10 protein-coding genes, 2 pseudogenes and 1 riboswitch are annotated in these 15,219 nt (G+C 60.5%); of the genes and pseudogenes, 8 read left to right on the top strand and 4 right to left on the bottom strand.

All coding sequences use genetic code 11. The features are described from left to right. Positions 1 to 46: 46 nt before the first annotated feature. From BLU15_RS19170 to BLU15_RS19145, 6 genes are read left to right on the top strand one after another with little or no spacing between them, the layout of a single operon-like run. The gene (locus tag BLU15_RS19170; protein WP_090297183.1) at positions 47 to 2,299 is read left to right on the top strand and encodes a glycosyltransferase family 2 protein; all 2,253 of its coding nucleotides are present in this window, start codon (positions 47 to 49) and stop codon (positions 2,297 to 2,299) included. Further along, positions 2,296 to 3,141: a class I SAM-dependent methyltransferase gene (locus tag BLU15_RS19165; RefSeq protein WP_090297179.1), complete on the top strand. Its 846-nt coding sequence runs from the start codon at positions 2,296 to 2,298 to the stop codon at positions 3,139 to 3,141. Before BLU15_RS19170 ends, BLU15_RS19165 begins: the two co-directional genes overlap by 4 nt. After that, positions 3,138 to 4,397, top strand: a complete 1,260-nt coding sequence (locus tag BLU15_RS19160; RefSeq protein WP_090297176.1) for a glycosyltransferase family 4 protein — start codon at positions 3,138 to 3,140, stop codon at positions 4,395 to 4,397. Before BLU15_RS19165 ends, BLU15_RS19160 begins: the two co-directional genes overlap by 4 nt. Positions 4,398 to 4,407: 10 nt before the next feature. Beyond that, entirely contained in the window at positions 4,408 to 5,139 is a 732-nt protein-coding gene (locus tag BLU15_RS19155) for a hypothetical protein (protein ID WP_090297174.1), read from the top strand. Positions 5,140 to 5,149: 10 nt separating this feature from the next. Then, on the top strand, positions 5,150 to 7,369 hold the full coding sequence (locus BLU15_RS19150; protein ID WP_090297171.1) for a hypothetical protein: 2,220 nt from the start codon (positions 5,150 to 5,152) through the stop codon (positions 7,367 to 7,369). After that, complete coding sequence (locus BLU15_RS19145) at positions 7,366 to 8,667, top strand: glycosyltransferase family 4 protein (protein ID WP_090297168.1); 1,302 nt, start codon at positions 7,366 to 7,368, stop codon at positions 8,665 to 8,667. The genes BLU15_RS19150 and BLU15_RS19145 overlap by 4 nt, the downstream gene beginning before the upstream one ends. A gap of 67 nt (positions 8,668 to 8,734) precedes the next feature. Here BLU15_RS19145 and thiD read toward each other — a convergent pair whose 3' ends face one another. Further along, on the bottom strand, positions 8,735 to 9,565 hold the full coding sequence (gene thiD, locus BLU15_RS19140; protein ID WP_090297166.1) for a bifunctional hydroxymethylpyrimidine kinase/phosphomethylpyrimidine kinase: 831 nt from the start codon (positions 9,563 to 9,565) through the stop codon (positions 8,735 to 8,737). A gap of 117 nt (positions 9,566 to 9,682) precedes the next feature. After that, positions 9,683 to 9,786, bottom strand: a riboswitch (TPP riboswitch). 318 nt (positions 9,787 to 10,104) lie between these two features. Between thiD and BLU15_RS38985 the strand changes: the two are divergent. Next, positions 10,105 to 10,227 (top strand): annotated as a pseudogene (locus tag BLU15_RS38985) (IS3 family transposase); the annotation flags it as partial. Between the two features lie 273 nt (positions 10,228 to 10,500). Here BLU15_RS38985 and BLU15_RS19135 read toward each other — a convergent pair. After that, a complete protein-coding gene (locus tag BLU15_RS19135) occupies positions 10,501 to 11,442 on the bottom strand; it encodes a class I SAM-dependent methyltransferase (RefSeq protein WP_176960310.1) in 942 nt (313 codons plus the stop codon). Positions 11,443 to 12,714: 1,272 nt separating this feature from the next. Between BLU15_RS19135 and BLU15_RS19125 the strand changes: the two are divergent. Continuing rightward, a pseudogene (locus tag BLU15_RS19125) lies at positions 12,715 to 13,378 on the top strand (transposase); the annotation flags it as partial. A 26-nt stretch (positions 13,379 to 13,404) separates the two neighbouring features. Here BLU15_RS19125 and BLU15_RS19120 read toward each other — a convergent pair. Continuing rightward, positions 13,405 to 14,577, bottom strand: coding sequence for a class I SAM-dependent methyltransferase (locus BLU15_RS19120; RefSeq protein ID WP_090297159.1), 1,173 nt, complete (start codon positions 14,575 to 14,577; stop codon positions 13,405 to 13,407). Positions 14,578 to 15,100: 523 nt separating this feature from the next. Then, positions 15,101 to 15,219, bottom strand: a 119-nt coding sequence (locus BLU15_RS19110; RefSeq protein ID WP_143034230.1) for an integrase core domain-containing protein, incomplete at its 5' end; no start/stop codon positions are given.

Here is a 15,219-nt window from a genome sequence, read left to right as displayed (position 1 = left end):
CTTCCTCCCGTGGGGCGCCCTCCCTTCTGTCCTTCAGGAGTAGCGCGTGACGGCAGACGACCGTATCAGAAGCTTCGGCCTCGACTTCACAAGCGCCGCAGCTTTCAGGCTCGGCTTCGACGTTGCTGTGCTGATCTTGGACGCACCTTCCGAACTCCCGGCAAAGACCAAATACGCCCTTTCTGCGTCGCGCTCCCTCGTACCTCTCGTCAGCATGGCGCTTCCGCGCGCCCAGGGGGGCCAACGGATCTTCTGGGCGATGCGCCCCGGAAACGACCGCGAACTCGGCGAAATCGCGGCGGACGGCGAGATCTTGCAGACGGTGGTTCTGGAACCGACCGCCAAACTCCCTTTCCTCGATCTGGCGGCCCAGCTTTCCGATCTTCAGCCCGAAGGTCGTCTCAAGTTTCTCAACAATCTGCTGACGGTCTGGCGAAGCGCGTTTCGCCTGTCTCGTGACGAATTCTTTATTGGCCTCGTCGATGACGTGATCCACGCCCTGAACCTTGGGCAGCGCCCCGCAACCATCGCCTGTCGGCTCGCGCATGGACGCTATCTGGCAGAGACGGCCGTCAATGCCGAGCTCGGCGAGATCAACGCCATCTATGCGCTCGGCGCCGAGGCAATTTTGCCGCTGCCGCAGCAATTCGCCATAACCGGCCGAACCGAGCGCGGCCAGCGCCGCTGCCATTTCGTTCTTGAATCGCCGCGCGCGCCCCAGGCGCTCTCACTCATCATCATGGGAAAGCGCGGTATCGCCGTGCGTGAGCTTTCGCCGCGCGGTTCCCGATATCCCAACCTCCAGCAATGGTGGCCTGAGCACGGCGCAGCGCCGGGCTTGCGCGAGTTCGTCGTGCGGTCCTTGAGCGAGGTTCCGGAAAGCGGGACGGCGCTTGCGATCGACCTGCAGCTTCGCTCCGCCCTGCCGGCAAGGCAGGCCGGCAAGTCCGCACTCCACCCAGGTGCTGAGATTGACCTCGCCCTTGCCATGTCGGAAGGCCTGCTCATCGGCGGATGGACGCGGGACGCGAACGGCGTCCTTGCCGGCATCGACTATCTCCAGGAAGACGGCACGGCCTTGCCGCTCGATGGCAACTGGTATGAATTTCCGGGCTGGGCCCGCGGCGCCGAAGAAGGCTCCAAGACCGACGTGACCGGTTTTGTCAGCTGGCTGCCGATGCGCGATCCGCTTGGTCCCCTTCTTCAGCCGCGCTTCCAGTTGCGGCTGGCGTCCGGCGCAGTCAAGCCGCTGGTGCCAAAACCGCAACCCTTCGATCCTGCAACGCAACGCAACCGCATCCTGCGTGCCGTTCCGCCCCAACACGCCAACGATCAGGCATTCCGCACGATCCTTGCGCCGGCGCTGAGAGACGTAGAGCAGCGACTGGGCAAGACGATCAGGGTCGACCAGACCAAGGACTTCGGCCCGATGATGGCCACGCCTCTCATCTCTATCGTCGTTCCCCTCTACCGCGTGCTCGACTTCCTGCGCTTCCAGCTGTCGGGACTTGCGACCGATCCTTTTGTCGCGGCCAACGCCGAGATCATCTACGTGCTCGATTCCCCGGAGATCCACGACGAGACGGAACACCTGCTCGGTGGCTTCCATCTGCTTCACGGGCTTTCGATGAAGCTCGTGGTGATGAACCGCAACGGCGGCTATGCCCGCGCCTGCAATGCCGGTGCACGCTTTGCCCGCGGTTCTGTCATCGTCATGCTCAACTCGGACGTCGTTCCCTGCGGGGCCGGCTGGCTGGAAAAGCTTGCGCTTCCGGTGCTGAAGGAAAAATCGATCGGCGCCATCGGCCCGAAACTGCTGTTCGAGGACGGCTCGCTGCAGCATGCGGGCCTCTATTTTGCCCGTAACAAGCAGGACATCTGGCTCAATCACCATTTCTACAAGGGCATGCCGGGCGCCTATGCGCCGGCGCAGGAAATGCGGAGCGTGCCCGGCGTCACCGGCGCCTGCCAGGTGATGCGCAAGGAGGTGTGGGACCTCGTTGGCGGCTATGCCGAGGACTTCGTCATTGGCGACTACGAGGACAGCGATCTCTGCCTCAAGATCCGCCAAGCCGGCTTCGACATCGTCTATGAGCCGGCAGCCTGTCTCTATCATCTGGAGCGGCGCTCGATCAGCCGCAGCCAGGATTACACGCGCGGCGTCGCCAGCCAGTACAATGCATGGCTGCATACCGAGCGCTGGAACCAAGACATTACCACCCTGATGCCATCCTACCTCGGCGCCGAAGAGGCGGCAGCGCCGAGCACCCGTAAGCCTGCCGCCAGGAGCGCCGCATGAACCAGCCCGCACTTCGCCACGCAGACAACCTGCAGCCGGCCTGGCAACAGAACGAAGACCGTATCGAAGGCATGCTTCAGACGGTTCTCACCAATCGTTTCCTGCCGCAGCCTGACCAAAACAGCGTCTTCGTCGGAGATGGCAGCTACCGGGCTGTCGGCGCGGAGTTTCTCGGCCACTTCATCCGCTTGGGCGGATTACAGCCGAAAAGCAGCGTGCTCGACATCGGCAGCGGCATCGGCCGCATGGCAGTTCCGCTGACGCAATATCTCGATAGCGATCACGGGCGCTATGTCGGTATCGACCCGGTGGAAGGCGGCGTCACCTGGTGCCGTCAATCCGTCACGCCGGTCTATCCGAATTTCACCTTCCAGCATGTCGACATCGCCCACGAACTCTACAACCCGTCAGGCAGGATCAACGGCAAGGCGCTGAAGCTGCCTTACCCGGATCGCCAGTTCGACTTCGCCATCATGACGTCGATCGTCACCCATCTGCCGCCGGACGAAGTGCTCGTCTATTTCAGCGAGATCAACCGGATGCTGAAGCCCGGCGGACGGCTCTTCGTTACCGCCTTCGTGGTCGATAGCATCGCCGCGAAGGATGAACACGGCCGGCGGGATCCCCGTCTTGCCTTCGTTCGTAGCGGCGACGGCCCCTGCTGGTTCGTGCCCGGTCTTCCGCCGCTTGCCGCCGTCGGTTTCGACGACGGCTTTCTCGACCGGGCGCTGGAGCGGGCAGGCTTCACGACGGTCCTGAAATCGCTCGGTCACTGGCGGGGCCAAAGTGCCGGTCACTACCAGGATGTCTTCGTCGCCGAACGTCGGAGTGTGAGCGGATGAAGAAGCGCATTCTGGTCGCCGCGCACAACCATCCGGCGCTTCACCCTGGCGGCACGGAGATTTTCGCGCACGACCTCTTCCGCGCCTATCAGCGGGCCGGTCACGAGGCGCTCTTCCTCGGCGCCACCAACCAGACCCACCGCCAGGTGCGGCCCGGCACGAGCTTTCAGGCGATCGGCCCCGAAGGCGACGAGGTGCTTTTGTGGTCCGGCCATTTCGATCGCTTTTTCATGAGCCAGATCGACCTCTATGGCGTCGTGCCCGACCTTACCGAGCTTTTGCGCGATTTCCGGCCGGATGTGGTTCACATCCACCATCTGCTGCTGCTTGGCGCCGAGTTTCCGCACATCGTCCGCCGCACCCTGCCCGACTGCCGGATCGTGATGACGTTGCACGACTACTATCCGCTTTGCCATCACGACGGCCTGATGGTGCGCACCAGCGGCAAGGAGCTTTGTCACAAGTCGAGCCCCGACCGTTGCCATAGCTGTTTCAAGGACATTCCGCTCGATCGTTTCGTGTTGCGCGAGCAGCATCTGAAAGCGTTGCTTAGAACCGTCGATCGCTTCATCTCGCCGAGCCAGTTTCTGAGGCAACGTTTCATCGACTGGGGTCTTAACGGCGACCAAATCGACGTGATTGCCAACGGCCTGCCGCCACGAGACCCGCCGCGCAAGGGCCAGCCGGAGAACGATCGGCCGGTCTTCGGCTATTTCGGCAATCTCAATCCCTGGAAAGGCACGTCCGTGCTTCTCGAGGCTGCGCGGCAGCTGATCGACGAGGGCCTGCGTTTTGAGCTGCGGGTGCACGGGGGCGCCCCCTTCCAGGCCGACAGTTTCAAGGACGAGATCGCCCGGCTCTTCAAGAAGACGGCGCCTTCCGTCCAGCAGCGCGGCGCCTACAGGCGCGAGGACATCGGCGGCCTCATTGCTGCGGTCGACTGCACCATTGTGCCTTCGATCTGGTGGGAGAACGCACCGCTCGTCATCGGCGAGGCCCAGTCCCAGCGTAAACCGGTGATCGCCAGCAATATCGGCGGGATGGCCGAAATGGTGCAGGACGGCGTCAACGGCATCACCGTTTCGCCAAACGATCCGCGTGCGCTGGCTGCCGCCATGCGCCGCATGGCGGAAAGCCCTGACCTTCGGCGCCGCCTTTCGGCCAATGCCCGCAAGCCCAACGATATCGATACCACTGCCCGGCGCTATCTCACGCTCATCGACGCGATCGAGCCCCGAGAACCCGCCGCCGCCTAGAGGGAAGACCATGTCTGTAGCAGCCGACAAACCGGACGTCGCACCGGAGCAAAACAATGCAAAGCCGCTGAAGGGCCGCGTGGACGCGATCGACCAGGGCCGCGTCTTCGGCTGGGCCTTCGACCCGGAAACCCCGGAGAAGCGGCTTGCCATTCGCGTGCTTCTCGACGGCAAGGTGATCGCCGAGGCGCTCGCCGACCGCAACCGGCCCGATCTCAAGCGCAACGGGATCGGCGACGGCAACCACGCGTTTGAAATCGCGTTGCCTGAGATGGCGAGCGCGCGCAGCGGTGAACTCGTCGTGCTTGCGGCGACCGGCAAAGGGGGCGAACTGCCGCTTCGTGTTCCCAAGCCCGACGAACAGGCGGCCGAAGCGCTGATTGCAGCGCCACTTGCAAAAGTGCTCGACAAGCTCGACGTGCTGATGGCAGCGCAACGGCAATTGCAGGTCTCGCAGCGTTCCGCCCTGCGGTCGAAAGTTGACGACGGCGATGAAGTCGAAAGCCCCGGACTTGCAGCAATCAGCGACGATGTCGCGAACCTCCGCGGAGAAATCACCCAGCGACTGACCGATCTCGACGTTCATCTGATGCGGCTCGACGGTGTAATCGCGGGTATGGAAAAGAGCCTCAACGCACTGAAGCAGCGCTCGAACGGCGATTTGAAGCCGGCGTTTCTGCTTCTCTTTGTCCTTGCAGGCTTTGCGGCAGGCGCGATCCTTTCCGTCTTCCTTCGGACCTGAGGCCCATCTCATGCCCAGTACGGAACTCAGCCTTTCCGCAAGCCCTGCACCGCTTGGCCGTATTGCGCGCAGTGGACGCATTATCGCCTGCCCGATCGACGAAACAATGCTTCTCGTTATCAGTACCGGTGGCCCGTTGGCCGATCAGTTGCCGGTCGAGATCAATGAAGATGCGTCAAGCCAGGTCATGGCGTCGGTCGTCGGCTGGCGGCTGGCGGCACCCCAGTCTTCCGCCACGCATGGCTTTGCCGCGCTGCTTCCGGTCGAAGGCTCGGAGCAGCTGCCGACTACGCTCCGCTTCGGCAAGGCGGGTAACGGTAAGCGCTATATGGTTGCGCCACGCACCGTTTCAATCGGTGAAGTCACGGCGATGCTGAAGGATTTCGCCGGTCCGCAGCTGGTACACGTGCTCGGCCGCCTGGTCGACGTGCTGATCAAGCCGCCGGATGCCGATCAACGGCTCGCGGCCATTACGACCCTGCTTAAAACGGGAGCGGCGAGCGACGGATATATCGAACTGCTCGGCGAGGGGCATGATGGAACCATCGCCCTGAAAGGATGGGCGCACGACCTGCCCGCCGGCGTCTGCCGGGCGATCGTCAAGAGCGAGGATACCTTCCTTGCCGATTGCAACGTCGCCATTTTCCAGCGCAACGACGCGCCTGACGGTTCGGCCGGCTTTGTCGGCCTCCTGTCCGCAAACGATCTGCCCCGAGCGCGCGACATCAAGGGCATATTCTATCGCGGCCGCGGCGCCTGGCGTTATGTCGGGCTCCACGAACGCCGGGTGGTGACAGGTCCACTCGAGACACCCGGCCATATCCGCGCGATGCTGCTCCAGAGCCAGAGCTCGCCGCAAGTCATGCTTCGCCTACGCGATGCCGCCAGCGGATACGATGGCACCGAGACGATCTCAAGCCTTCCGGTCCCTGTCCGCCTTGGCGTGGATGCACTCTACCAGGGTGAGGATGGGGCCTTCCTAATTTCGGGCTGGCTTTTAGACCCTGATGGGCACGTTGAAAGCGTGCGACTTTGCCGACAGGGCGGCGGAGCGCGGCTGGACGCAGCCTGGACCCGTACCGAACGATCCGACGTCGAAGAGGCCTTCGTCGATCGGCCGGAATTCAAAAGCGCGATTTCCGGCCATCGCCGGTCTCATGGATTTATCAGTCGGATCGAGGCGCTTGGTGGCGAAGCGGAGGGACCAGTTCACCTCGAACTCACCCTCAGGGACGCCCGCCGCGCCTACATGCCACTTTTCCCCGTGCGGCTGCCCGCACGCGCCGCCGCCTTGCGGCTGCTTGGCTCGATCGATCCGACAAGCTGGGCCCTGCCCGATATTATCGACCGGCAGATCGTCCCTTTCCTGACGGCGGCGCGCAACACCGCACCGAGCGTCGAGACAGTCGTCGACATGGGACCGTTCGATCAGGCCGAGGGTACCGCCATCCTTCTTGTCGCCGAAGAAACCGAGACGGATTTCGCACCGCTTTTGGGGCTGCTTGCGCTTGATCCGCAAACGCGCCAGGCCCCGATCGCGCTCGTGCTCCAGGCCGAGCGGTTCCGACGGCACGCGGTCCATATCCGTCAGCTCTCGGAATTCTATCGCCTACCGCTGCGGCTCATATCCGTCGAAGGCGCCGGCGATGCATGCGACCTGGCGCAAGCGGCTGCCGAAAGGGTAAACAGCGACGCGGTCGTTCTGCTTTCCTCGTCGCTGACGCCAGCCATTACCGGGTGGTATCAGGCACTCGTTTCCGCTTACGAGGCAAAGACGGGAAGCATCATTTCGCCGACCCTAGCCTATGAGGATCACTCGATCCGCTGGGCCGGCAGCACGTCGCTCGATCGCCCCGACCATCTTCAATCGAGCCGCTACGCCGGTTATCCGGTCGGTGCCGTCAATCGCCTGAAGCTGACCCGGGTCGCAACTGCATCGCTCGATTGCTGCATCCTGCCGCGCGAGGCGCTGATGGAGGATGCAGGCCCGTCGCCGACCTATCTCGGCGCAGCACTGAAGGGGCTCGATCTTGCCCTTCGCCTGAGCGGCAAGGGCTACGAGGCCTATTGGCTTCCGTCCCTGCAGATGGTCGGATCGGACGAGGTGCCCGGAGCGGGCTCCGCCGCCACCGCCCGGTTCGTGGAGCGTGTCGACCGGACGCTCTTCCGCGCCCGCTGGATGCCCGCCTCCGAAACCGCCCAAACATTCTTCGAGGAGACTGACGCATGAGCGAAAAACTCCGCGTACTTGTGGTTTCCCATGGCCACCCGACCCATTCGCTCGGAGGTGCGGAAATTGCTTCGCATGGTCTTCACAAGGCACTGAACGGCCTGTCGGGTGTGGAATCGATCTACCTCGCCCGTGTCGGCAATCCGGTTCCGCGCCATGGTGCCTCCGCACTGATGAGCCTGCGTCTCGCCATGGACGAAGTGCTCTACCACGCCGAAGACTTCGACCATTTCTTCCTCTCCAACGGCGATACGGACGCGATCCGCCGCGACCTTTTGCGCTTCGTCGGCGACATCAAGCCGGATGTCATTCACTTCCATCATATTCTCGGCTTCGGCCTGGAAGCGCTCTATGCCGTCCGTGATGCCCTGCCCAAGGCACGCATCGTCGTGACGTTCCATGAGTATCTGCCGATCTGCCACAATCACGGGCAAATGGTGAAACGCCCCTCGGGCCAGCTTTGCAACGGCGCCTCACCGATCAGTTGCCACACGTGCTTCCCCGAAATCCCGGTGTCGCGCTTCGTTCGCCGCGAACAGTTCGTGCGCGGCATGCTCAATCTCGCCGATGCCTTCATCGCGCCGAGCGCCTTTCTCGCCAACCGCTATGTCGAATGGGGGCTCGAAGCCGCAAAGATCTTCGTGATCGAGAACGGCATCGTCATGGGCGACAAGGCTCCGGCCCGCGAATTGCCGTCGCCAACGGCCCGGCGCAACCGTTTTGCCTATTTCGGACAGATGACGCCGTTCAAGGGCGTTCACGTGCTGATCGACGCGGTATCGCGCGTGCCCGATGACATCTGGGGCGATGAATCCTCGCTGATGATCTTCGGCGGCAACCTCGAGCGCCAACCGAAAGACTATCAGGAGAAGGTGGCGAAACTCATTGAGGACGCCGGTCGTCGTGTCCGCTTCTACGGCGCCTACCAGAACCAGGACATGCCAAGGCTGATGCGCTCGGTCGACTGGGTGGTGATGCCGTCGGTCTGGTGGGAAAATTCCCCTGTCGTTATCCAGGAAGCGCTGCATCATGGCCGGCCGATCCTCTGCTCCGACATCGGCGGCATGGCCGAAAAGGTTCGCGACCGCCTGGACGGCTATCACTTCCGCACCGGCAGCGCCCAGGATCTGGCCGACCGCCTGATCGACGTCCTCGGCGCGCCGCGGGCATGGGACAATCTGCGGGCAACGCTTAGGCGACCGACGAGCCATGTCGATTGCGCGCGCGAACATGTGGCGCTCTATCGCAAGATGCTCAAGGGCGAACAACCGGCCCTGCCGAGCGCGGCAGTGGCCTGAGATAGACCCGAAGCCCACACTGCTCAGCCAGATCGCGAAGCACGACCAAGAGCGCCCTGGGAGTCGGTTACGTTCGAAGGCGCGACGCCGACCCTTTGGCGTCGCCCCACCAATGATGAAAATGATGCACCGGCCCCCGCCCCTGTCCGATGGTCAGACGATCGGCCGCCACCAACGCGGCATGCAAGTAGGCCTTGGCTGCCACAACCGCATCGTCAATCGGCATACCCTTGGCAAGCCCCGAGGCGATTGCGGCCGATAGGGTGCACCCGGTGCCATGATCATTGCTGGTTTCGATCCGCGGCCGTGACAGGTTAAGGACACCCTCCCCGCTATAGAAAATATCGATCGCGTCCTTGCCCTTGGCATGGCCGCCCTTCATCAGCACTGAACGCGCACCGAGCTTCAGGAGCATCTCCGCCTGACGCGCGACCTCGCTTTCGGTTTCGGCAATTGCGCGTCCGGTCAACAGCGCCGCCTCGGGGAGGTTCGGCGTCAGCACAAGCGCCAGCGGCAACAACTCCTCCTTGAGCGTCGCGATCGCGTCCGGCTGCATCAGATGATCGCCGGAGGTTGCCACCATCACCGGGTCGATGACAGCCAGCTGGCCATAGCGTTTAAGACCGGCGGCAATCACCCCGATCGTCTCGCGCCGCGACACCATTCCGATTTTTACCGCACCGACGGCAAGATCGGAAAACACCGCGTCGATCTGAGCCGCAACGACGGTCGGGGAGATATCTGCAACCGCAGAAACCCCACGGGTATTCTGCGCCGTGACCGCCGTGATCACGCTGGCGCCATAAACGCCCAGCGCCGAGAACGTCTTCAGATCCGCCTGAATGCCCGCCCCGCCACCGGAATCCGAACCTGCGATGGTAACGGCGATCGCAGTCATCGGACCACCCGAATGAGGTTTGAGCCTTCTATAACTGATTCAAAAACAGACACGAGCAAAGCGACCTCCCGGAAATGGACGGAGATCCGATCGGTAAGCGCAAAGACGGCTGGTGAGCAGAAGGGCCCTTGCCGTTCCTACGCCGGTATGATCCGGATCAGGTTCAAGGGTCTGGCTCACCGCCATCTCAGCACCGTGACAGTGCGCCCCTCGGCAGGAAGAATGCTAGGGGCGGATGATTGGGGATGTCAATGGCCGGAAAGCTCGAATGCGTGGTTCGATGCAATTCGCGAGAAATCCACGCTTTCACAATGACAAAAAGGCCCCTATTGCCGTGAGAGCGCAAGGAGCCTTCTGTCTGAGCGTTCGACTTCACAGACGCGCCCACATTACTTTTTTCATCCGACAACGCAAGCGGCAAGCACACGCCTGCATCTCAGGAATCAGAGAATTCCGGGGTTCATGATGGCCGGATACCCCGTGCGCTGCACGGAAGTGCGACTCGGTCCTCGTCGTCGATCGTTTGGGGGTGTGGCATTGCCCGCGAAAGGATGGAGGATTGGCGAAGAAACTAAAATGAGGTTCGGCCATATGGTGCGATCGGCAACAAGGTGCCGATCTCGCTGGTGAATTCGGGTGGCGCAACCAGCCCGCGGCCCTGAGAGAAGCTGGAAAACTCTAGCCTCCGCTGGTCCAGCAACCTGGGGCAGTTCATGAAAACCCAAGACTTTCCGAAACACCGTAGGAAACTTGAGGCTCAGGTCAATGGCGACATCATCACGTTGTTTACGTTCCGGCGCCCGGGATGTCGCCTTGAAAAATGGTACCGAAAACCTGTTTCTAGGGGCGGATATCACGCTGGCGAACAACATCTCGCGGATCACCCTACAGAACGTAGCCGGTACCCAATGGCAGTGGCTATCCAGTCTCGCGAACTAAGCGGGCTTCTGGAACTTCACGAAGAAGACGTAAGAGGTCTCGGGGGTGTCGTTGATAGTCCCGGCGGCCATTTCGTCTGGAAGGAGATAGCCGACCTCAAGCGAGCGGCGAGCGTCCATCAAGCCCTTGGTCTCGATGACGTCGAGGCCGCAATCCCTGTGACGATCGAGCAATTCCTCGAAACGATACTCGTGAGCATGCTCGGCGTGGATAAACCCAGTGTCCCCCACGCCGAGGCGGGTAACTGTGCGGTTCGGCGTATCGAGTGCGAAGATGCCACCTGGCTTCAGGATGCGCTGGACACTCTTGAAGACGTTATCGCCGGCTTCGAGCGGGATGTGCTCGATTGTCTCGCCAGACCAGACGAAATCGAAACTCTCGTCCTCATACCGCTCAAGGTCGGCCATCGAATGATAGGCATACCGTACCGTTGTTCCGTGGTGCTCCGAGACGGTCGCCTTTTCCATCGCGGCCTTGAAGCGGATATCCGGTGGCAGATCGATGATCGTAATGTCTTCGGCTCCGCGGTACCCCATCGAGAGGAGGGCGCCTTGCTCGTCGCCTGAGGCGCCGCCGAGATCGAGAACCTTGGGGACCACCGGGAGGTGGTCTTTGATCATTCTCAAGCGCTCCTGGTGAAGCGGCTTGGGGAGGATGGAAAAAGACAGGCGGTTGTTGATGTCGGCGACAGCACGCATCCCATCTTTCCGGACGAGGCGGTGCAGGTAGTTTCGCTGGAACTCAGGAGAATTGACCAGGTTCGTCATAAGCCGCTCTTTCGGCTCCTGTTGCGCCCTCTGCGCCCATTTCTCGGCGATGCCCTTTTCAGCAGGACGGCCAAGAATTGACCGGTAGGCGAGGTCGGCAAGTTCTTCAATCGTGGTGTCGGTGGACACCGGAACCGCCTCTGACGCGTTTTGCTCTACTATACCAGACATGCTTGCACCTCCGTTTGATTGCGCGATTGTGTTGCACAAGCGGCGTCGCAAGCCAACCATACAATGCTGGCTGAGGCCAGCAGAGTTGTTCTTATGCGTGCAACGAATTGCAGTTCATCACGAATAGAGAAAAACCCGCTCTCACCATGCTGTCATCTGGCTCGTCTTTCACAGAGGCTGCCTGGGCATGTCCGACGTCGAATTCTCATCGCGATCGGTGTCGTAGGGTTATTGGAATTATGGCGCCTGACTCACAAAACCGCAGCCTGAGGCGCGTTACAAGCTTGAGTAACAAACGCGACCGCCTTACAAGCGGACGTCTGTGATTTCGACGCCAAGACGAAAGGCTCCAGATCATCCTCGTGAGGTTCTGGAGCTTTCTTCAGCTCGGGTGACGGCAGCGTGCCGAAACCGCGCTCCGACTACTGTTGCGTCACTTCGGATGTCTCTGGCAACTTTGCTGTCCATTCCGCAGTATTCCGTGGCGATTTCCAGACAGCGCTGCCGCTCCAAGGCCGTCGCCTCAGCCACCATAATAGTCGGGTCGCGCTGTCCGCGCGCAAGGTGACAGGCTGAAAGGCTCCATGCTTCTTTGGCAATTTTGTCGGGAATCAAAATTAGTCTCGATTGATCGTCAACTGCGAGTAAGCGGTCTCGCTTTCCTGAAGCGTGTGAGCACATTACGCCGCGCAGTTGAATTACATCCAATCGTCAAATTCTACAGCCTGCCCCTGCGAGACAAACTGGACGAGTGCTGACAGTAGTGCCTCCGCACTGGGACGGTCTAACGAAACTTCGATCGTCGCGCCCGCCGATGAGACTAACTCGAAGCTCCCCAGAAGCGGATCCCTCGATATCAGGCTGATTTCGCTACCCTGAAATTGGGCGCTGATTGTTGACTCGCCAAGCTCCATGAATGCCCCCTGTAATGCTTCGGTTCTAAAAATCTACGCCGAGGCGTTCGCTCACATATATAAGACGACAATAATATATATAGTTTCCACCAATCGCGGAAGCCGGGCCACTGAGGAACGCTCGCCCAACCACAAGGACATCGCCATGAAATACCGCCTAACGCTGGAATGCTCCAGCCGGTAAAGATGTCGCGTATCATCGCTCGCCGGCGCCTATTTGGCATCAGTTCTCGACAGGGAGCATTATCACTTCATCGTCGGGGGATCGGGAACGTAGTCCGCGGCGACCACACGATTGCCGACACCAACCGCCGCTCGCAACAGCAGGGCAAGACCATTGACACAGATCTCGATGCGTCGCTCCGACGATTGCGTCGCCTGGCATCTCGATGACTATCGCGGTATCCTGCAGACGGCTACACCGCCTACAATCGTGTCGCGCGACAGAGCGCGGAAATGACGGCGCTGTTCTGGCGGGATGCTGGGCGCACAGTTGGCGCCGGTTTTACGAGCTGCACGCAAACGAAAGCTCCAAGTGGCAACGGCGACAATTGAAGGACGGTCGTGCTTTGGTCGATCGAGGAAAAGGTGCATGCCCAACCCCCTGATGTTCGCGTTGAAGCCCGCGAAGAGACCTCCGCTGCAGTCGTTGCCAATCTCTACAAGCTCTGGCAGGACACGCTGCCCCGCATTCCCGGAAAGTCAAAACTCACCGAGGCTATTCGCTATGCCCTTAGTCGGCGTGAAGCCTTCGAAACTTCCTCCACGACGGGTGGATTGAAATAGGCTCCAACTTCGTCGAGCGTGCCATCCGGCCACAGGCAATCGTTCGGAGAAATAACCGATTCGTCGGAGATGCCGGCGGTGGAAGAACTTGGGCGACGCTCTCCACCCTCATCCAGACCGCCAAGATGAACGAAGTCGATCCACTGGCGTGATTGTCGCAGACGCTCGAGCGCATCGCGGCCGGTTGGCCAGCGAGCGATATCGACGCATTGATGCCCTGGAATCTCAAGAAATGACTGCCTCACGTCACCGCTTACGCTGATCACACTATTTTCGGCAGCCCTTGGGCTGTCCGCTTGCCCCATATCGGCTCGATCGACGCTACAATCCAGGACAACCTGCTGAGGACCCGGCTCATGTATGAATTTGTTAAGCGAGCTGCCTGAAACGTTCCTACTTCGGGCGGGCGCTTTCGCAAGACATATACGTCCTGGTTCCGTTGGTTCTCAGCCTCCCCGAAATAAACTATCTCCCATTTATCGCCGAGCCAACGTTCGATCCAAGCACGGCGAAAGTAGACATTCCCATACCCGGCGGCACTGAGACCTTCCGGGGACTTGCCCAAATAGACCTCTTCGAAGACGAAGTCGCTGTTAACGATTCCTTCGAGAAGGGCGAGGATCCGACGTGGGGCGAACAACTCAATCGCGTTGTAATGGCAGATCGACGATTCCCCGTGAGCCGTGAACAAGAGCCAACCACCAGGCTGAATCACGCGGTGCATTTCGTTGAACCACGCTAGTGCCTCAACCTGGCCTAGGTGAGACCAGATTGAGATTGCCGTAACGCCGCGGAACTGCCCGCTCTCATATGCGAGAGGCGGGGAGATGTTCGATACCGCGAAGGTGGCGCGTTCAATGTTCTGAGACGCCCATTCAATCGAACTGCGAACCGGATCAACACCGTGAAATGAAGCCTCTGGGGCGGCCGCCTGAAGAACGCGGATGAGTGAACCCGATGAGCACCCAAAGTCCAAATACACGCAGTCGGGCTCCAGCCCGAGGTTGCATCGGCTCAAAGTAGTTGCGACTAGGTCGGCGCTGTAAATGTCCCCGATATAGTAATCAGATTTCTGCATCCGATGGATGTGGTCCGGAGGGTTCTTAACGGATGTGCCGAGCCTACTCCTGAGGTCTGGGTAATGAAATGAGGCGAAAACGAGCATATTTTGCGAGTATGCATGCTCGCCCCTGGCTTCGAGTGCGCGTCGTACCTCCGTCAATTCATCCTCTGAGAGCCGAAGGAGTATCTTTTCTGTCGCAAGAGGTTCCGGGTCGCGGCCGACAGCTGGCTTCAAGTGCCGATTGATCAAGCGATCAATCGCCCCTCGGTCGTCGATCAAGTCGACGATACTGCGGTATGTCTGTGCCGCGGCCGGAAGCCAAACGTGCTGATCAAAAGATACTTCATAATCGTAGGGATTGCGTGGGTTCATCTCTTCCCTCAAAGACTGTGGCTCTTTGAACTCACAAAAATGCGTGACGTTGCAATACTTGGTACGTCACAACCCAGGGGTAGGCAACCATATTTTCAAACGTAGCAATGGGAAGGAGAGGTGTATTTGCTCGAACACCAGCTTGGAATCGGGAATGGAATCCGCGGCTGCGAGCGACAATGGTCGAACTCGCATAGTTATGGCTGCGCCATCAACAGAGCCCGATGCTAACCTTCTGCTTCAAGGAGCGCATCGCACGCAATAGCGGCCGTCTCAAACAACCGATGTTCGTCGGCTCCGCTCACAAGTTGCTGATCGTACTCTGGAAACAGGCGAGCTCTCGGGCCCGACCAGCCCTGACGGATCCAGGTGAACGAACCGGGAGTCAGTTTGGGCTGAACCGCCGACCTTGAGTTTAGCCCGTTCTACTGAGCCCGTATCCGTCGAAAGTGGGATAATAGGGCGGCCGCTGAAAGCGGGGACCAGATCTGAGGTGGAGTTGCCCCCAAAAGACCGGACATGCTCAGGTTTGAGATTGCGAGTTGATGAACTCGCGCGGTGATTGATATCCTAAAGCACTATGCGGGTGAAGATTGTTGTAATGCTCGAACCAGAACGGCAGTTGAGCGATGACTGTTTCAG

This window comes from Ensifer sp. YR511 (assembly GCF_900103045.1).
GTDB classification, from domain to species: domain Bacteria; phylum Pseudomonadota; class Alphaproteobacteria; order Rhizobiales; family Rhizobiaceae; genus Ensifer; species Ensifer adhaerens.
This window is presented reverse-complemented; position numbering and strand designations above follow the sequence as displayed.